Source organism: Winslowiella toletana, assembly GCF_017875465.1.
Classification (GTDB): Bacteria; Pseudomonadota; Gammaproteobacteria; order Enterobacterales; family Enterobacteriaceae; genus Erwinia; species Erwinia toletana.
In genome coordinates this window covers 3,994,289-4,011,170 of sequence record NZ_JAGGMQ010000001.1, presented here as the reverse complement: position 1 = coordinate 4,011,170, position 16,882 = coordinate 3,994,289, and the positions used below count along the sequence as shown (strand labels likewise).

The 16,882-nt window shown below is 56.1% G+C and carries 19 protein-coding genes; 9 read left to right on the top strand and 10 right to left on the bottom strand.

All coding sequences use genetic code 11. From position 1 onward, the window contains the following. Position 1: 1 nt before the first annotated feature. The 8 genes from J2125_RS18735 (at position 2) to J2125_RS25345 (ending at position 5,631) form a co-directional block, all read left to right on the top strand. Positions 2 to 439 carry a nuclear transport factor 2 family protein gene (locus J2125_RS18735; protein WP_017799126.1) on the top strand — a complete coding sequence of 146 codons (438 nt, stop codon included), beginning with the start codon at positions 2 to 4 and terminating at the stop codon, positions 437 to 439. After that, positions 436 to 1,152: an SDR family NAD(P)-dependent oxidoreductase gene (locus J2125_RS18730; RefSeq protein ID WP_017799125.1), complete on the top strand. Its 717-nt coding sequence runs from the start codon at positions 436 to 438 to the stop codon at positions 1,150 to 1,152. The genes J2125_RS18735 and J2125_RS18730 overlap by 4 nt, the downstream gene beginning before the upstream one ends. Positions 1,153 to 1,156: 4 nt before the next feature. Next, positions 1,157 to 2,422, top strand: coding sequence for an NAD(P)/FAD-dependent oxidoreductase (locus J2125_RS18725; protein ID WP_017799124.1), 1,266 nt, complete (start codon positions 1,157 to 1,159; stop codon positions 2,420 to 2,422). Further along, positions 2,419 to 3,132: a DUF1365 domain-containing protein gene (locus J2125_RS18720; protein WP_017799123.1), complete on the top strand. Its 714-nt coding sequence runs from the start codon at positions 2,419 to 2,421 to the stop codon at positions 3,130 to 3,132. The genes J2125_RS18725 and J2125_RS18720 overlap by 4 nt, the downstream gene beginning before the upstream one ends. A 3-nt stretch (positions 3,133 to 3,135) precedes the next feature. After that, positions 3,136 to 4,365 carry an SAM-dependent methyltransferase gene (locus J2125_RS18715; protein WP_017799122.1) on the top strand — a complete coding sequence of 410 codons (1,230 nt, stop codon included), beginning with the start codon at positions 3,136 to 3,138 and terminating at the stop codon, positions 4,363 to 4,365. Then, complete coding sequence (locus J2125_RS18710; protein ID WP_017799121.1) at positions 4,362 to 4,841, top strand: DUF2878 domain-containing protein; 480 nt, start codon at positions 4,362 to 4,364, stop codon at positions 4,839 to 4,841. The genes J2125_RS18715 and J2125_RS18710 overlap by 4 nt, the downstream gene beginning before the upstream one ends. Positions 4,842 to 4,912: 71 nt before the next feature. Then, positions 4,913 to 5,446 carry a DUF3833 domain-containing protein gene (locus tag J2125_RS18705; RefSeq protein ID WP_017799120.1) on the top strand — a complete coding sequence of 178 codons (534 nt, stop codon included), beginning with the start codon at positions 4,913 to 4,915 and terminating at the stop codon, positions 5,444 to 5,446. A 77-nt stretch (positions 5,447 to 5,523) separates the two neighbouring features. After that, positions 5,524 to 5,631: a hypothetical protein gene (locus J2125_RS25345; protein WP_017799119.1), complete on the top strand. Its 108-nt coding sequence runs from the start codon at positions 5,524 to 5,526 to the stop codon at positions 5,629 to 5,631. Here J2125_RS25345 and J2125_RS18700 read toward each other — a convergent pair. The 4 genes from J2125_RS18700 to osmF form a co-directional block, all read right to left on the bottom strand. After that, the gene (locus J2125_RS18700; RefSeq protein ID WP_017799118.1) at positions 5,612 to 6,343 is read right to left on the bottom strand and encodes an ABC transporter permease; all 732 of its coding nucleotides are present in this window, start codon (positions 6,341 to 6,343) and stop codon (positions 5,612 to 5,614) included. The two genes, J2125_RS25345 and J2125_RS18700, sit on opposite strands and share 20 nt — an antisense overlap. Then, positions 6,343 to 7,278 carry an ABC transporter ATP-binding protein gene (locus J2125_RS18695; protein WP_017799117.1) on the bottom strand — a complete coding sequence of 312 codons (936 nt, stop codon included), beginning with the start codon at positions 7,276 to 7,278 and terminating at the stop codon, positions 6,343 to 6,345. Before J2125_RS18695 ends, J2125_RS18700 begins: the two co-directional genes overlap by 1 nt. Beyond that, positions 7,275 to 8,435 carry an ABC transporter permease gene (locus tag J2125_RS18690; RefSeq protein WP_026111435.1) on the bottom strand — a complete coding sequence of 387 codons (1,161 nt, stop codon included), beginning with the start codon at positions 8,433 to 8,435 and terminating at the stop codon, positions 7,275 to 7,277. The genes J2125_RS18695 and J2125_RS18690 overlap by 4 nt, the downstream gene beginning before the upstream one ends. Before the next feature lie 88 nt (positions 8,436 to 8,523). Continuing rightward, positions 8,524 to 9,444, bottom strand: coding sequence for a glycine betaine ABC transporter substrate-binding protein OsmF (gene osmF, locus J2125_RS18685; protein WP_017799114.1), 921 nt, complete (start codon positions 9,442 to 9,444; stop codon positions 8,524 to 8,526). Between the two features lie 245 nt (positions 9,445 to 9,689). Between osmF and J2125_RS18680 the strand changes: the two genes are divergently transcribed. After that, positions 9,690 to 11,159 carry an MFS transporter gene (locus J2125_RS18680; protein WP_017799113.1) on the top strand — a complete coding sequence of 490 codons (1,470 nt, stop codon included), beginning with the start codon at positions 9,690 to 9,692 and terminating at the stop codon, positions 11,157 to 11,159. Between the two features lie 25 nt (positions 11,160 to 11,184). Here J2125_RS18680 and idi read toward each other — a convergent pair whose 3' ends face one another. From idi to J2125_RS18650, 6 genes are all read right to left on the bottom strand, one after another. After that, positions 11,185 to 11,718 carry an isopentenyl-diphosphate Delta-isomerase gene (gene idi, locus J2125_RS18675; protein ID WP_017799112.1) on the bottom strand — a complete coding sequence of 178 codons (534 nt, stop codon included), beginning with the start codon at positions 11,716 to 11,718 and terminating at the stop codon, positions 11,185 to 11,187. Between the two features lie 145 nt (positions 11,719 to 11,863). Next, complete coding sequence (locus J2125_RS18670; protein WP_017799111.1) at positions 11,864 to 13,759, bottom strand: methyl-accepting chemotaxis protein; 1,896 nt, start codon at positions 13,757 to 13,759, stop codon at positions 11,864 to 11,866. 136 nt (positions 13,760 to 13,895) lie between these two features. Continuing rightward, positions 13,896 to 15,005 carry a suppressor of fused domain protein gene (locus tag J2125_RS18665; protein ID WP_017799110.1) on the bottom strand — a complete coding sequence of 370 codons (1,110 nt, stop codon included), beginning with the start codon at positions 15,003 to 15,005 and terminating at the stop codon, positions 13,896 to 13,898. Between the two features lie 88 nt (positions 15,006 to 15,093). Next, positions 15,094 to 15,363: a hypothetical protein gene (locus tag J2125_RS18660; protein ID WP_017799109.1), complete on the bottom strand. Its 270-nt coding sequence runs from the start codon at positions 15,361 to 15,363 to the stop codon at positions 15,094 to 15,096. Further along, on the bottom strand, positions 15,356 to 15,886 hold the full coding sequence (locus J2125_RS18655) for a DUF2778 domain-containing protein (protein WP_017799108.1): 531 nt from the start codon (positions 15,884 to 15,886) through the stop codon (positions 15,356 to 15,358). The genes J2125_RS18660 and J2125_RS18655 overlap by 8 nt, the downstream gene beginning before the upstream one ends. Before the next feature lie 116 nt (positions 15,887 to 16,002). Further along, the gene (locus J2125_RS18650; RefSeq protein ID WP_017799107.1) at positions 16,003 to 16,875 is read right to left on the bottom strand and encodes an oxygenase MpaB family protein; all 873 of its coding nucleotides are present in this window, start codon (positions 16,873 to 16,875) and stop codon (positions 16,003 to 16,005) included. Positions 16,876 to 16,882: the final 7 nt, after the last annotated feature.

Below are 16,882 nucleotides of genomic sequence, written 5' to 3'. Positions count from 1 at the left end.
TATGCAGCATGCACAACAGGTCACACTGAATAGCCTGGTGGCGTTTTACCAGAATATGCAGGCCGGACAACTTAGCCAGCTCGCTGAGATTTACCATCAGGATATGTTGCTGGTGGATCCTGTAGGTCAGCATCACGGACTCGAAGCGCTGGAACGCTATTTTGCTTCACTACTGAAAAACTTGCGCTATTGCCGTTTTGAAGTGACGCACAAGCACTATTTTGACCAGTGTGCATTGCTGTTATGGCGGATGGAATATGCGCATCCGGCGCTGCAAAAAGGCGCGCCACAGTCGCTGGAAGGCAGCAGTTATCTGACCTTTCGCCAGGAGCGTATCCATTTTCAGCGCGATTATTATGACCTCGGCGAAATGCTGTATGAAAAAGTACCGTTGCTGGGACGCGTGATCGCCGCCCTGAAAAGGAGGCTGAAATCATGAAACGCGTACTGATTACCGGTGCAAGTTCAGGAATTGGCTTTCAGCTGGCATGCGATTATGCCGCTGACGGCTGGGCGGTGATCGCCTGCGGACGTAACCGCGACAAACTGCAACAGCTGCACAGCCATGCCCCTGACATTACCCTCTGTGTATTCGATATCACCGATTTAGCTGACACGCGCGCGGCGCTGAACGGTAAAAGCGCCGAGCTGGTGATCCTCTGCGCCGGCACCTGTGAATATCTCGATAATGGCGTGGTCGACGCCGAAAAAGTCCATCGGGTGATGAGCACCAATTTCAGCGGCCCGGTCAATTGCCTTGATGCTCTGCTACCGCAACTGCCGCCACAGAGCCGGGTGGCGCTGGTCGGCTCTACCGCCAGCCTGGTGCCACTGCCGCGCGCGGAAGCTTATGGCGCATCCAAAGCGGCGCTCGCTTACTTCGCCCGCAGTCTGGCGCAGGATCTGACCCGGCGGCAGATCCATATTTCGCTGGTATTACCGGGATTTGTTGATACGCCACTCACTGCGCGCAACGATTTTACTATGCCGATGAAAATTAACGTGGCACAGGCTTCAGGCTTTATTCGTCGTGGTCTGGCGCGGGGCAAACGGGAAGTGGTTTTTCCGCCCCTGTTTGCTCTGCTGCTGCGCCTGATTTCGCGTTTACCCCAGTCGTGGCAGCGACTTTTAACTCAGCAGATAGCGAGGTAGTTTTGTGAAGATTGCCATTATCGGCAGCGGCATTGCCGGGCTTAGTTGCGCCTGGAAACTGGCTGAACGCGCCGATGTGCAGCTGTTTGAGGCTTCAGCCACGCCGGGCGGCCATACCGCTACTATCGACGTCGAGCTGGAGGGTAAAACCTGGGCGATCGACACCGGTTTTATTGTTTATAACGACCGCACCTACCCGCGATTTCTCTCGCTGCTGGCTGAGCTGGGCATGGAAAGCCAGAAAACAGAAATGAGCTTTTCCGTCAGCAACCACCGCAGTGGACTCGAATATAACGGCCACTCGCTGAACAGTCTGTTTGCCCAGCGCAGCAACCTGTTCAGGCCGAAATTTCTGCGTTTTATCGGCGAAATTATGCGTTTTAATCAGCGCGGAAAACTGTGGTTACAGCAACAAAACGATGATGAAACGCTGGATGACTTTCTCAATAGTCAGGGCTTCAGCAACTTTTTTGCCCAGCACTATATCCTGCCGATGGGGGCCGCGATCTGGTCAACCTCACTGGCTGAAATGCGCAATATGCCACTGTCGCTGTTTCTGCACTTTTTCAACCACCACGGCTTACTGGATGTGGTTAACCGGCCGCAGTGGTATGTGATCCCGGGTGGCTCGCGTCAATATGTTAGCCGCTTGCTGGCGCTGCTGGATAATAAACTGCAACTGCATCTGAATACCCCGGTGCTTGCCGTGCAGCGCGATGCGGAGGGGGTGACATTACGCACCGCTAACGGCAGTCAGCGCTTTGATCAGGTGATTTTTGCCAGCCACTGCGATCAGACGCTTCAGATGCTGCAGGACGCCACGCCGGAAGAACAGACCATGCTGTCGGGCGTGCCTTACAGCGTCAATGAGGTGGTGCTGCATACCGACACCGCCATGCTTCCCACCAATCGTCGCACATGGGCCAGCTGGAATTACCACCTTGATGATACGCAAAACGGCGATGAGCTGTTGGGCGCCAGTGTGACCTACAATATGAATATGTTGCAGGGCATTGATGCTCCGCATACGTTCTGCGTTTCGCTTAATCCGACGCGACCGATTGACGCCAGCAAAGTGCTGGGAAAATATTGCTATCATCATCCGCAATTCAGCGCACAAAGCCTGATGACTCAGCAGCAGCGTCTGCTGCTGAACGGCCAGCGCCGCAGCTGGTTTTGCGGCGCCTGGAGTTATAACGGCTTTCATGAAGACGGCATCCGCAGTGCGCTGGACGTGGTCGCCGCGATGGAACAGGCGGCGCTGTTATGAACAGCACCCTCTACAGCGGCCATGTGCGCCACCGGCGTTTTACGCCCATCGATCATCAGTTCAGCTATCGCATTTTCATGCCGCTGATTGACCTTGATGAGCTGCCGCTGTTGTCACAAGTGGGGATCCGCCTCGGACGCTTCTCCCCTGCCTCATTTTATCCTGAGGATTATCTCGGCGGTGGAGATATCAAAACGCGCGCCCAGCAGCGCATTGCCGAACTGACCGGCGAGACGCTGACCGGCCGCGTGATGCTGCTGTGTCAGCTGCGCTATCTTGGCTGCTCATTTAATCCGGTCAATTTTTACTACCTCTATGATCAGCACGACCAGCTGCGCTGGATGCTGGCGGAGGTGCGTAATACGCCGTGGAATGAGCGCCATACCTATGCGGTCAATCCCGACGGCAGTGAAACCACGGAAAAAGCCTTTCATGTCTCGCCGTTTAATCCGATGGATATGGTTTATCACTGGCGGCTGTCGCGGCCTGCAAAATCGCTCTCCGTCCATATTGAAAACCACCGTATCGGGCGGGAATTCGACGCGACACTGTATCTGCGTCAGCAGCCATTAACAGGTCGCAACCTGCGCCACCATTTGTGGCGTTTTCCCCTGATTACCCTGCGCACGGCGCTGGCCATTTACTGGCAGGCTTTCAGGTTATGGCGCAAAGGCGCGCCGCTGTATAACCATCCGAAGTCGGAGAAATAGACCATGTGCATCTCTGAAGTGAGCTTTACGCACGGCAATAAACCCGGCAAGCGCGTCTCAGCCTCGCGTCGTGTGATTTTTGCGCTGTTAAACCACATTAGTGGCGCCGGATTACGCATTATTGATCCGCATCTGGGGGAGCAGTTTTTTGGTGATCCACAGGCAGCCTTGCAGGCGGAAGTGCAGGTCAAACATACCCGGGCATATCGCCGCGTATTGCTCGGCGGCAGCATTGCGGCGGCGGAAAGCTATATGGACGATGACTGGGACACGCCGGATCTGACGGCCGTGATCCAGACGCTGGCGCTGAATATGGCGGTAATGGATAAACTGGAAACGCGCTTAAGCTGGCTCACCATCCCGGTTAACAAACTGATTCACGCCCTGCGGCGTAACAGCGTACGCCAGGCGAAACGCAATATCGCCGCGCACTACGATCTGGGCAACGACTTCTATCGCGCCTTTCTCGATCAATCGATGCAGTATTCCAGCGCCTGGTTTCGCGATCACAGCACCACACTGGAACAGGCGCAGGAAGCGAAGCTACGCCGGCTTTGCGTCAAGCTGGCGCTGCGTCCCGGCGATCATTTGCTGGAGATCGGCACCGGCTGGGGCGCGCTGGCGGAGTTTGCCGCTCGTGAATATGGTTGTCGGGTGACTACCACCACCATTTCGCGCGAACAGTATCAGTTTGCCCGTCAGCGTATTGAACAGGCCGGACTGAGCGATCGGGTCACGGTGCTGTGCGAGGACTACCGCAACCTGCAAGGCCAGTATGACAAGCTGGTATCGGTCGAGATGATTGAAGCCGTGGGTCGCCGCTATATCCCGCTGTTTGTCCAGCGCTGTCAGGAGCTGGTAAAACCCGGTGGTCGGATGGTGTTGCAGGCGATCACCATCAGCGAAGCACGCTACGGCAGCTATGCCAAAGGCGTTGATTTTATTCAACGCTATATCTTTCCCGGTGGTTTTTTACCTTCCGTCACCCTGCTGCAGCAGACAATGAGCGACGTCAGCGACTACGTGGTGCAGGATGTTTTTGAGATGGGCCACGACTACGCCAGAACGCTGCGTGAATGGCGTCAGCGTTTTGATCGCGCCTGGCCGCAGCTGGAAAACAGCCAGTTTGATGAGCGTTTTCGCCGTATGTGGCTGTTCTATCTCTGCTACTGCGAGGCAGGCTTTATGGCGCGCACCATTGGCACCGTGCAGCTGACTGCCGCTCGCGCATGAAAAACTGGCGCTTCTGGCTGCTGACCCTCGGCTTCGATGCTTACTGGGCACTGGCCGTGGGCCTGCGCGAACGTGGCGAACTGGCCGCCGCGGCGATTGCTTTGCTGGCGCTATGGCTGTCTCCCCATGGCAGCCGCTGGTCGTTGTTAGCGCTGGCGATGATCGGCATCGCCCTCGACAGCCTGTGGCTGGCGCTGGATCTGTTGCACTTTAGTGGCAGCCAGTGGCTGCCATTGTGGATGTTGTCGTTATGGCTGACCTTTGCCTGCTGGTGGCGAACGCTGATAGCGACGCTGAAGTTACCCCTTAGCTGGCTGATTGCACTGGGTGCTATCGGTGGCCCGTTAAGTTATCTGACTGGCGCCCAGCTCGGCGCGATGCAACTGCAACACAGCGCCGCGCTGGTTTACCCCCTGCTGGGCTGCGGCTGGGCGTTCTATCTGCCGGTGACACGCAGGATACTGAGGAACACATAGCATGAAAAGATGGCTGTCAGCAAAAACCGAATACCCTGAAATCCGTCAGGGTCTGACCGGAGGAATCTGAAATGTGGAAAGCACTCTGTCTGGGGCTATGCCTGGTAATCAGCGGCTGTGGCAGCACTATTGATGACTATCAGTCAGCCACGCCAAAAATTGATATTTTCCGCTATTTTGACGGTCAGTCGCGCGCCTGGGGGATGGTGCAGGATTTCAGTGGCAAACAGATTCGACGCTTTGAAGTCACCATTCGCGGTGAGGTGCTGGGTGAAACCCTGACCCTGCATGAGCAGTTTGTCTATGACGATGGCGAGAAGCAGACGCGCGTCTGGCAGATTCGTCGTCTGCAGGATGGCAGCTATGTCGGCACGGCAAACGATATTATTGGTCGCGCGATTGGTCATACGGCGGGCAATGCCTTTAACTGGCGCTATCAGATGGAGGTGAAAACGGACGACTCCAGTTACCGTCTGAACTTTGATGACTGGATCTGGCAGCAGGATGAACATCATTTGCTGAACGTCACTTCACTGAAAAAACTGGGTATTGAAGTGGCGCGCGTGACAATATTTTTCAACAAAGAAGCGAATGGCGTGCAATAAAAACGCTTTAATCGCCTATGCTGAGAGGACGGATCGCGTTATGATCCGCCCTCTTTTTTTTGTTAAAAGGCACGGCAATGAACCTGCAAAAAGTTGCGATTATCTCTGGCTTCCTGGTTTTGGCTATCGGCGGCGTTGGCGGTCTGATGCTGGTGGGCTACGCCATTATTCTGCATGCTTCTTAAGCCGCTGCAATAGTCGTTCAAACACTCTGTCAGTGACAATCGCCAGCAGGGCCACCAGTACCGCGCCCTGAATAATATAAGCGGTATTAAAGCCGCTCAGGCCGATAATCACCGGTGAGCCAAGGGTTTTCGCGCCGACCGTTGAGGCGATGGCCGCGGTACCGATATTGATGATCACCGAGGTGCGCACACCTGCAAGGATCACCGGCGCCGCCAGTGGCAGCTCCACTTTGGTTAAAATCTGCCATGCGCTCATGCCTGTACCTTCGGCAATCTCCCGCGCGCTGGCGGGTACCGCGCTGATCCCGGCCAGCGTGGCCTGCAAAATCGGCAACAGTCCGTACAGCAACAGCGCAATGATCGCCGGTCGATCGCCAAACCCCATCACCGGCACCGCAATCGCCAGCACCGCCACCGGCGGGAAGGTTTGTCCGGCCGCCACCAGCGTCTCCACCAGCGAACGAAACTCACGTCCGGCGCCACGCGTAACCAGTATCCCTGCGCCCACCCCCAGCAGTGTCGCCAGCAGGCTGGAGATTGCCACCAGCTCGATATGCGCCAGTGCCAGCCGGGCAAAGCTATCCTGCTGATACAGCGGCCGCTCCAGTTGCGGAAACCAGTAAGCAAACAGCGCACCACTGTGTGGCAACGCCAGCAGCAGCGCGATAAATAACATCAGCAGCCACAGCAACGGATCGCGCAGCCAGCGCATCATATTGCCTCCCGCTGACGCAACAGATCGATAAAATGCAGCACGCCGAGCGGCTTCTGCTGCTGATCCACTACCGGCAATTTATCGGTCTGCCGGCCAATAAACAGCGAAAGCGCCTCGCGTAAGGTGATATCGGATGCCACCGGTTCCGCGTCCAGCCACTCGCCACGCCTGGCGGTAGCGCCAGCATTGCCCAGCGACAGCAGACGTACGCCCAGCTCGCTGCGACCAAAAAAATCTCGCACAAAAGCCGTGGCCGGACGGGTTAACAGCTCAACTGGCGTACCCTGCTGAATGACACGCCCGCCATCCATCAGCACAATTTTATCCGCCAGCGCCAGGGCTTCATCAATATCGTGCGTAACCAGTACGATGGTACGCCCCGACAGCTGATGAATACGGATAATCTCCTGCTGTAGCGCGGCGCGAGTCACCGGATCGAGCGCACCGAAAGGTTCGTCCATCAGCAGTACTTCCGGATCGGCCGCCAGTGCGCGCGCCACCCCAACCCGCTGCTGCTGACCACCGGACAGCTGATGCGGATAGCGCTGGCGAAATGCGTTATCCAGATTCAGCAAGGCCAGCAGCTCGCTTACCCGCTCATCAATACGCGCTTTCGGCCAGTTAAGCAGCGACGGCACGGTGGCGATATTCTTCTCCACCGTCCAGTGCGGAAACAGACCGATCGACTGAATCGCATACCCCATGCGACGCCGCAAAGTCTGCGGATTAAAACTGCGGATCTCTTCTCCGGCAAAACGAATGGCGCCGGCATCATGCTCAATCAGCCGGTTAATCATTTTCAGGGTGGTGGACTTGCCCGAGCCGGAGGTGCCAATCAGCACGGTAAATTCGCCTTCAGCTATATTCAGGGTTAAGTCACTGACCGCCGCATTGCCATTAAAATACTTACTCACCTGGTCAAAGTGGATCATCGGCGTTCCGCCTCCAGCAGTGAAATCACAAATTTAAACAGCGCATCGACCACCACCGCCATGGCAATCACCGGGATCACCCCGAGCAGCACCAGCTCCAGCGCACTACTCAGTAAGCCCTGAAAGATAATTGCGCCAAATCCACCGGCACCGATCAGCGCGGCTATCACCGCCATGCCGACGGTTTGCACCGCCACCACCCGCAGACCACTCAGCATCACCGGCAACGCCAGTGGCGCTTCCGCATGCCAGAATACCTGCATCCGCGTCATGCCCATGCCTCTGGCCGTCTCAATCACCCCGGCAGGCACCTGCTGCAATCCGGCAACCACGCTGCGCACCAGCGGCAACAACGCATACAGCACCAAAGCAATCAGCGCTGGCGCCATACCGATGCCGCTGATGCCAAGACCCGCCAGTAGCGGAAAGCTCCTGGCGAGTCCCGCCAGTGGCGCAATCAGCAGGCCAAACAGCGCCACCGATGGCACGGTCTGAATAATATTCAGCAGCGCAAACACTGATGACTGCCAGCGCGGCTGGCGGTAACAGAGCAGGCCCAGTGGCAGTCCCAGCAACAGTGTCGGCAGCAGAGTACTGACCAGCAGCAACAGATGACGTGACAGCGCCTGATCAAACACTTCATGGCGGTTAACGTACTCTTTTAACAGCGCCAGCTGATCGAGCTGACCCAGCAGCAGCAGCGCAATCACCGGCAGCCACATCTGAGCATTGAGCAACAGCCGCCAGAAGGCGCTGTGCGTGGCGCGCGTCAGCGCATCTGCGGCGATCAACAGGCACAGCGCCGCCGCCAGCCACAGACCGCTGCCGAAGGCGGTGCGCGCCAGCGGACTGCCCTGCTGCGCCAGCGTTGTCGCCTGGTGGCCACTAAACGCCACCAGCAGAGTAAGCAGGATTTCACTGAGGATCACCACCAGCGTCAGATTGCCACGCGTCACCGGACGCCAGGCCAGCAGAAACAGCAACAGCACCGGCAACAGCAGCAAGCCATTGACGCCGTCCAGCAGCGACCACAGCATTAGCGGCTGACCAGAGACCAGACGATTAGCAGCATAAGTCAGGAAAGGCAGCGTACTGATGGCAATCAGCATCAGCAGCATCAAAACCAGCAACACGCGGTTATACAGTGTGATTCGCAAAATGACTCCGTTCAGCCAGCGGATCGGCATCCACCTGGCGCAGATTACGGACGTGCAGACGCCGCGATAATCGCGTCTGCACGGCGACTTACAGCAGTTTTTTCTGTTTCAGATAGTCGGCCGCCACGCTTTTCGCGTCCTGCCCTTCCACCGCGATTTTGGCATTCAGCTGTTGCAGCGTTTTTTCATCCAGTGAGCTAAATACCGGCTGCAACCATTTTGCGATATCCGGATACTGCTTCAGCACCGCGGCGCGCACCACCGGAGCAGGCGCATAGATTGGCTGTACGCCTTTCGGATCGCTCAGGGTTTGCAGGCCCAGCGCCGCCACCGGACCATCGGTGCCATAAGCCATCGCGGCATTGACGCCGGAGGTTTGCTGCGCGGCAGCTTTAATTGTTACCGCGGTATCACCACCGGCCAGCGACAGCAGCTGATCCTGCTTTAGCTGGAAGCCGTAGGCTTTCTGAAACGCCGGCAGCGCATCAGCACGTTCAATAAACTCCGCCGACGCCGCCAGTTTGAACTCACCACCCGACTTCAGATAACGGCTGAGATCGTCAAGCGAGTGCAGCTGATTCTTCTGTGCCACATCGCTGCGTACCGCGATGGTCCAGGTGTTATTGGCTGGCGCCGGGGTTAACCACGTCAGCTGATTTTTCTGCTGGTCGAGGGTTTTCACCTTCTCAAACCCGGCTTTGGCATTTTTCCACGCCGCATCCTTCTCATCATTAAAGAAAAACGCGCCGTTGCCGGTATATTCAGGGTAGATATCCAGCTCACCGGCGGTAATGGCGCCGCGCACCACCTGCGTATTACCGAGCTGAATTTTATTCACGGTTTTCACCCCGTGTTTATCCAGCACCTGCAGAATGATATTGCCCAGCAATGAGCCTTCAGTATCAATTTTTGAACCGACACGCACCGGATCGGCCGCCGACGCCGTCCCGGCCAGCGTCATCAGTGCGGCAAATCCCAGTAACCCGCTACGCAATGCGTTGAAAGTCATCTTTTTTTATCCTTATCATTGATTAAACATGCCCTTAAGCAAGCTCTTTCAGCGTAGCGCAAATCTTGCGGTCGCTGGGCACAAAGCAGGAAAAACGTGCTTCTCTCCACAACTGACGTCGATAACAGCTTTCCGCTCGCCTTATCAACCACCAAACGGTTGTAACTTATAACCAGAAAGAATTTAACGCCCGGCCGGGGCTGAGTATGCTGCTGGTTCCATTCTAATAATGTGTTCACAACATCATGTCTGAAATTACATCTTCGGCGCACGTCGCGCTGGCAGGGGAAGCGCCGTCTGGCAAGGCGGAAATGATTCGCAGCGCGGCTGACGTCTCGCAACTGGTTAACCATAGCAGTCAGTCACGCAGCAATGCGCGCATCGTCATCGGCATCGCGCTCGGTGGCGTATTTCTTGACGCCTACGATCTCGGCTCGCTGGCGTTTGGTATTAAAGATATTACGCGCGAATTTAATCTGACACCGGCCGGTACCGGTATGGTCGCCTCAGCGATCACTTTTGGCGCGATTGTCGGTGCGCTGATTGGCGGCTATCTCACCGATAAAATTGGCCGCTATCGCGTATTTATGGCCGATATGCTGTTTTTTGTCTTTGCTGCGCTGGCCTGCGCCTTTGCGCCAAATGAGTATGTGCTGGCTGCCGCCCGTTTTGTGATGGGTATGGGGGTCGGGATTGACCTGCCGGTGGCGATGGCGTTTCTCGCTGAGTTCTCAAAGCTGAAGGGGCGCGGCAATAAAGCCGCCAGTATTGCTATGTGGTGTCCGACCTGGTACGCGGCGATCAGCACCTCTTATCTGCTGGTGCTGCTGCTGTATGCGGTGTTGCCGGAGAGCCATACCGACTGGCTGTGGCGTCTGATCCTTGGCTTTGGCGCGGTGCCTGCGTTGATCATTATTGCGATTCGTAGTCGCTATATGAGTGAATCGCCGGTCTGGGCGGCCAATCAGGGCGATCTTAAGGGGGCGGCCCATATTCTGCGCAATTCCTATGGCATCAATGCGCATGTTGCCGAGGACGCTGACCTCACGCCAGCCAAACCCACGCGGCGCGCCAGCTGGAGTAACTACGGTGAATTGCTGAAAGGGATCTATCTGAAACGTACTGTGCTGGCGACCATTATCTCCACTGTCTCACCGTTTGCCTATAACGCGGTGGCCTTTGGCCTGCCGGTCATTATCTCCAGTTTCCTCGCGCAGTCATTGCTGACCACCATTCTGATCTCGCTGGCGCTGAATCTGCTGTTTGCTTTTGTTGGTGGGATACTCGCAGTTCGCCTGGTGCCGCGCTTTGGCGCGTGGAAAATGACCGTACTCGGTTACAGTTTCCAGCTGGTCGCGCTGCTTGGACTGGCGCTGACCGGACGCCCGGATGGCGCCGGAGAAGCGGCATTCGCCATCGCCATGCTGGCGCTGTTCCTGCTGGGCCAGGGCTTTGGTCCCGGCGCGCACACCATGACTTACGCCTCTTTAAGCTACCCGACCTCACTGCGTGGCGTCGGCGTTGGCTTTAATCAGACAGTGGTACGCGCCAGCTCAACCCTGTCGCTGTTCCTGTTCCCGGTACTGGCGGCAATGCTGGATACCGGCGTGTTCTGGGTGATTGCTTTCGCGCCGGTGATTGGCTTACTGGCGATGGTATTGATGCGCTGGGAGCCATCTGGCTACGACGTTGATGCCGAGGACTTTGCGCACTAATTAAAAGGCCGGGGTGACCCGGCCTTTATATTTTGCGGGTAAAGTATGTCAGCTGCTGCGGAATACGTGCGAAGGTATGCAAAAACCATGGCGTAAACGCCTCGGGATCCTGCTTAATCTGCTGCGCGACCTCCTCAACGGAGGCATAACGCCAGCTATCCGCTTCCTGCGGGTTAAGCCTTGGCAGATCGTCACTGACCGCAAAAAAGACGTGACCATACTCGTGCTCAGTCAGTCCGTTGCTCATTGGCAGGTTGTAACTTAATTCAAACATCGGCGTCAGGGTCAGACGCATGCCCATCTCTTCGAACAGGCGACGTTCCGCCGCGTGCTGCGTCGATTCCAGCGGGTAAGGATGGCCACAGCAGGTATTGCTCCACAAGCCGCCGCAGTGATATTTATCACTGGCGCGCTGCTGCAGCAGCAACTGATGTTGTGAGTTAAACACGTAGACCGTCACAGCGCGATGCAGCAACCCTTTCTCGTGTACTTCCAGCTTTTCCATACGGCCGGTCGGACGATCAAGATGGTCGACCAGGATGACTTCTATCGCGGACATGACAGCTCCTTAGGACTAATCTCACTATTCTGACATATCCCTGGCCAGATTTACCGTATGAAATCGTGCGAATTGATGACAAATGTGACAAAAAAAACTCAGGCGGGGTAAATTCCGCCTGATAACCATTCTCAGTTAAGGGCCATTACAGACGGAAACTGTTAACCACCAGCTCCAGCTGCACGCTCTGCTCTTCCATCGCCTGGGCAGCAGAAGAGACCTGCTCCACCAGCGCGGCGTTTTGCTGGGTGGTGCTATCAAGCTGGTTAATCGCGATATTAACCTGATCGATCCCCATACTCTGTTCACGGCTGGCAGACATAATCTCGCTCATCAGCGTCGTGACACTGCTGACCCCCTGCATCAGTTCATCCATGGTACTACCCGCCTGTTCAACCAGCTGACTCCCGGTGTCGATATTGGCTACCGACTCTTCAATCAGCTTTTTGATTTCACGCGCCGAGTTAGCGGAACGCTGCGCAAGGTTGCGGACTTCAGACGCCACCACCGCAAAACCACGACCCTGCTCACCGGCGCGCGCCGCTTCTACCGCAGCGTTAAGCGCCAGGATATTGGTCTGGAAGGCGATACTGTCAATCACGCTGATAATATCCACCACTTTGCGCGACGAGGAGTTAATCGCTCCCATAGTCGACACCACCTGACGCACCACTTCGGTACCGCGTGCCGCCACCTGTGAGGCATCACCGGCCAGCTGATTGGCATGGGTGGCGTTATCGGCGTTCTGACGCACAGTGCCAGTTAACTGCTCCATTGACGCCGCGGTTTCAACAATCGAACTGGCCTGCTCTTCGGTGCGGGATGAAAGATCGGCATTGCCGCTGGCAATCTCACGTGAAGCGGCAGTAATCGCCAGCGCGCTGTCGCCCACCTGGCGCATCAGCCCCTGCAGGTACTCAATAAAATTGTTAAAGCTCTGCGCCACGGCATTAAATTCCGGGCTTTTGCTCTCTGGCAGACGCTGGGTTAAATCCGCACCACCGGTGGAGAGCGCAAGAATATTGTCATTCAGTCCGCCCAGGCGCTTCATCATATTGCGGATAAAGCCGAGCAGCACTAACAGCAGGATCACCGCCAGCGGGATCTGCACCAGGCCCAGACGGGTTAACATTGAATTGGTCTGCTGCACCAGCAGGCTGGAAGGGACATCGCTGGCAAGATACCACGGACTCCCGGCAATCGGCTGCACCAGTAACGTGTGGTCGCCATCATCGCTGCTGTATTCCAGCTGAGTCGGTTCGCCATTGGCTGTGGCTAACAGTTTATGCAGCGGCGCCGCCATCGGCAGTGACAGATCGTTAAGGTTTTGCAGTTTGGCGCTGCCGTCAGCCAGTGCGGCATCGCCGACCACTTTGCCATCGGCTTCCACAATCAGCACCCGGCCCTGAATTGCTTCACCCATCTGTCTGGCCAGATGGTTAAAGAAGCCAAGAGTGACGTCGATGGTGGCCACGCCCCATGCGGTGCCGTCCCGATAAATCGCCATGGCGCAGTTGGTACGCGGCTGAGGACTGGCGGCATCCTGATAGGCTTTTGCCCAGGCGCACTGCCCTTTTGGCGCGGCGATGCCATCCTTGTACCAGGGCTGTTCATAATATTTTGGCGCTTCAGCGGAGTTCCAGAAGGTATTCACCTTCAGCTGGTTGCTGCTGTCGCGGGCAAAAAAGCTGCTGAATTTTTCCCGCGCGGGATCACGCCGGTTTGGCAGTGGCCAGATACCGCCACCGAATACGTTTACGTCCTGATACTGGTTAACCAGCACCGGCAGCAGGGTATCAATGGTACTGCTGTCCATCACACCGGCGGCTTCTGTGATACTGCGCTGCTGCGCCTGCACCCGGTTCATCTGTTCGACGATATTCGCCGCCAGCGCATCTACCTGATAGCGTACGCGCTGACTCTCATTAGCCGTCAGTTGCGGTGCGACAAATTGTTTTATTACCACCACCGTCACCAGCAGTAACAGCAGAAAAAAGCTGATGAGTATTACGGTAAAGCGGGATTGTGTTGTTTTTAGCATATGCACACCACTTGACTCGAAAAAGGCACGATTACCTGATCGAGTTAACGGCGTACACGGCGACAACTTGAGGCGATCCACGTCACATTCCGCGTAAAGATTTGTGCGACGCGATCAAGGGTTAAGCTGAATGGATTTAGCTTTCGATCTCCACCACCTGCTGACGTGGACGGAAGATATGACCAGAACCATATTGCAGCAGACGCGCGACCAGCTGATAGCCGCCATTCTCATCGGCCTGGGCAAATTCGCGCTCAGCGGTGGTCACCGGACTGGCCCACAACAGATTAACCTTCTCCCCTTCGCGCTTCGGCAGCGGGAACTGTCCCTCTTCGCGCGCCAGCGCCCCAGAGAGAATAAAGCCTTCAAAACCGACCGGCGCAACGGCTGATTCCAGCGTATGGCCTTCACCGATCCAGCTTAAACGGCCCCAGGGAAGATGGGCAAAGCCCGCCAGCGCACTGGCCATCTGCACCGCGTTATCTTCGGTCATTACTTCGGCATCAATCGCCATCGCCAGTTCAGTACGGCGATATTGCGGCGCCAGATCTTCATACAGGAAATCGACCCACGGCATTGGACGGATGCTCATCCCCAGCGTCAGGAAATACCAGACGCCCTGATGATAGTGCTGGGAAATCGCCATCGGTGGCCAGTTGCCCTGATCGATAGCGTAATACTTTAGTGACTCGCCATACTGTGCTTCGTAGCACTTCAGCATCTCACGCTGCATCGGTTCCCACAGATGACCATCATGCCAGTCGCGCCAGAACAGGCGATGTTTACCAGCCTGCGCATAATGTTCATTGGTTGAGGCGGAACCGAGCGGTGCGGTCAGGCGATTTTCTTTGATGCACCCGGCGGAGAAACTGACCTGCTGCTGCTGATACAGACTCCAGCCGGGGATCACCGCCAGCAGTTGTCCCTGATACCAGACGGCAGCGCCATCGTCGGCTGGCTCCCAGATAATCTGGATACCGGCAGGATCGAGGGGGGGTTCGGCTTCCAGCGTGCGGCAGTATTCGGCGCTCAGCAACGGTGCAATCCCCTGCGCCATGGCTTCACGATCTTCCTGTTGGGGAGCAGGTAACAGATTACGCAGCCAGCAGCCACGCACCGCAAACTGCGTGCGAAACGGCTCAGCAGGCCAGATATAGAAGTAGGCGGCACGCTCATCCTGTTCGATGACGGCGGTGAGCGTTTGTTGCTGATTAGCTACTTCAGCAATCAGATGCGACTGTGTCATAAAGCCTCTACGTAGCGTGGAGGGATCCTTTTCCCCGAGAATAGAGCAGGATCCTCCTTCACGCCACGTCAGGACAAGGGTAAAACTCTCAAAAATTGCGTTTAGCGGTTTTAATCACCACGCTGACCAGCAGGGCGATAAGTGAGGCAATCAGCAGAATGCAGGCGATACCGGTGAAAAAACTCGCCCAGTCATTGCCCCACTCCTGCGCATGATCGATCAGGCCGAGCCCTTCAGGTGACAGCAGATGGTACGATTTATCCTGCAAGCGACCGACCAGATTACCCAGCGGATAGACATAGCGGATTAATAGCATCGCCAGCACGATATAGATTACCGCGCGAGCGGTTTTAAACATCACATTTCGCATAATCTGGCGTCCCTTTAACTGTGACTTTGCCATAGGCCTGCAGTCCATTGCGCGACCCCGCAACGCTGCTTTGCTCAGTACGCAGCAGCGCCTGTCTGACGATCTGAAATTCCTGCACATTGAAAAAAGTGATACAGCCCCAGGACTCTCCCGATCCGTCCGGTCGTAACGGATGAAGGCGAAACGAACCGCGCTGAACTTCATTGACCAGTACATGATCGGACATGGTTTTGGTACTGAACAGGCCAAACCATTCATCGTGATTAGTACGATTAACCAGATCTTTTACTTCACGCAACACGCTATTGGCAAAACTGCCGGAAGGTAACGCCACGATCCAATATTCACCCACCGGGATCGAACCATAGTCGGTGACAAACGAGCAGTTGGCATTGTTAATAAACTTATCGCGCCCGGAGAGCACCGCGTATGTCCCCACGCCGTACACCGTTAATTGCGCGCGCCCGGTCTTACGGGCCGCATCGTCATAAACCATCTGCATCTGGATCATCCAGGTATCCTGCTATCAGAAAAATTAAAATGACATCGAATCAAGTGGGTAGTAATTATCCGGCCAGTTATATGCAGCATCACTTTAGTCACCGTACAGAGCAAGAGGTAAAATTCTCAAATTTCCCGCCCCATACGCCGCATCGCCCGCTGATAAGCGCCATTCTGCACTGCCCAGCGTAATCCGGCGGCGATAATGCCAATCTTGCTGTCGAGAGTAAAACGCTGCAAACGCGAGAAGCGAAAACCCGACTGCTGCTGCGCCCACTCCGGTAGTAAAGCGATCCCCGCCAGCATCATGGTTTTCATCACCGGCTTCGCCTGCCAGCTGGGCGCAGGCGCATTCAGCAGCAGCCGGGTGACTTCACGGGTGCGATCGTCACAGCGCAGCTGCGGGCGCATATCATGCAGATAATCACTAACCTCATGCTGACTTTTTGGCACTCCAGCAGCGCCAAGCGCTTCCGCCACCACGGCGGCTTCGGCATAGTAACGATCCTGCTCCGCCAGACTAAGATGCGGATTTTTGTAGCGCAGATGCGCAGCCAGAAAGCGGCTGGATTCCGCCACATGCACCCAGGTAAGCAGCGCCGGATCGCTGGCGGCATAAGCACGTCCTTGCGCATCAACGCCGTTAACCCGCAGATGAATACGTTTAACGCGCTCAATCAGCGTGCTGGCATCGGTGCTGTTGCCAAAGGTGGTGACCGCAATAAACTGGCTGGTGCGACGTAAACGCCCCAGCATATCATCGCGAAAAGTGGAGTGGTCCCAGACACCCGCCAGCGCCAGCGGATGCAACATTTGCATCAGCAGCGCGCTAATGCCGCCACATAACATCGAAGTAAAATCGCCATGCACCCGCCAGATAACGCTATCCGGGCCATACAGTCCCGCATCGCCTGCCGGCTGAGAAATATCAAACTCATTCAACGACAGGCCGTTCAGACGAAACACCTGTTGCTGAATCTTTGCGCGCAACCCGTTCATCCTGCCT

Coding starts and splice junctions, on each gene's coding strand:
- J2125_RS18735 (WP_017799126.1), top strand. CDS start 2: ATGCAGCATGCACAACAGGTCACACTGAATAGCCTGGTGGCGTTTTAC.
- J2125_RS18730 (WP_017799125.1), top strand. CDS start 436: ATGAAACGCGTACTGATTACCGGTGCAAGTTCAGGAATTGGCTTTCAG.
- J2125_RS18720 (WP_017799123.1), top strand. CDS start 2,419: ATGAACAGCACCCTCTACAGCGGCCATGTGCGCCACCGGCGTTTTACG.
- J2125_RS18715 (WP_017799122.1), top strand. CDS start 3,136: ATGTGCATCTCTGAAGTGAGCTTTACGCACGGCAATAAACCCGGCAAG.
- J2125_RS18710 (WP_017799121.1), top strand. CDS start 4,362: ATGAAAAACTGGCGCTTCTGGCTGCTGACCCTCGGCTTCGATGCTTAC.
- J2125_RS18705 (WP_017799120.1), top strand. CDS start 4,913: ATGTGGAAAGCACTCTGTCTGGGGCTATGCCTGGTAATCAGCGGCTGT.
- J2125_RS25345 (WP_017799119.1), top strand. CDS start 5,524: ATGAACCTGCAAAAAGTTGCGATTATCTCTGGCTTCCTGGTTTTGGCT.
- J2125_RS18700 (WP_017799118.1), bottom strand. CDS start 6,343: ATGCGCTGGCTGCGCGATCCGTTGCTGTGGCTGCTGATGTTATTTATC.
- J2125_RS18695 (WP_017799117.1), bottom strand. CDS start 7,278: ATGATCCACTTTGACCAGGTGAGTAAGTATTTTAATGGCAATGCGGCG.
- osmF (WP_017799114.1), bottom strand. CDS start 9,444: ATGACTTTCAACGCATTGCGTAGCGGGTTACTGGGATTTGCCGCACTG.
- J2125_RS18680 (WP_017799113.1), top strand. CDS start 9,690: ATGTCTGAAATTACATCTTCGGCGCACGTCGCGCTGGCAGGGGAAGCG.
- idi (WP_017799112.1), bottom strand. CDS start 11,718: ATGTCCGCGATAGAAGTCATCCTGGTCGACCATCTTGATCGTCCGACC.
- J2125_RS18670 (WP_017799111.1), bottom strand. CDS start 13,759: ATGCTAAAAACAACACAATCCCGCTTTACCGTAATACTCATCAGCTTT.
- J2125_RS18665 (WP_017799110.1), bottom strand. CDS start 15,005: ATGACACAGTCGCATCTGATTGCTGAAGTAGCTAATCAGCAACAAACG.
- J2125_RS18660 (WP_017799109.1), bottom strand. CDS start 15,363: ATGTTTAAAACCGCTCGCGCGGTAATCTATATCGTGCTGGCGATGCTA.
- J2125_RS18655 (WP_017799108.1), bottom strand. CDS start 15,886: ATGATCCAGATGCAGATGGTTTATGACGATGCGGCCCGTAAGACCGGG.
- J2125_RS18650 (WP_017799107.1), bottom strand. CDS start 16,875: ATGAACGGGTTGCGCGCAAAGATTCAGCAACAGGTGTTTCGTCTGAAC.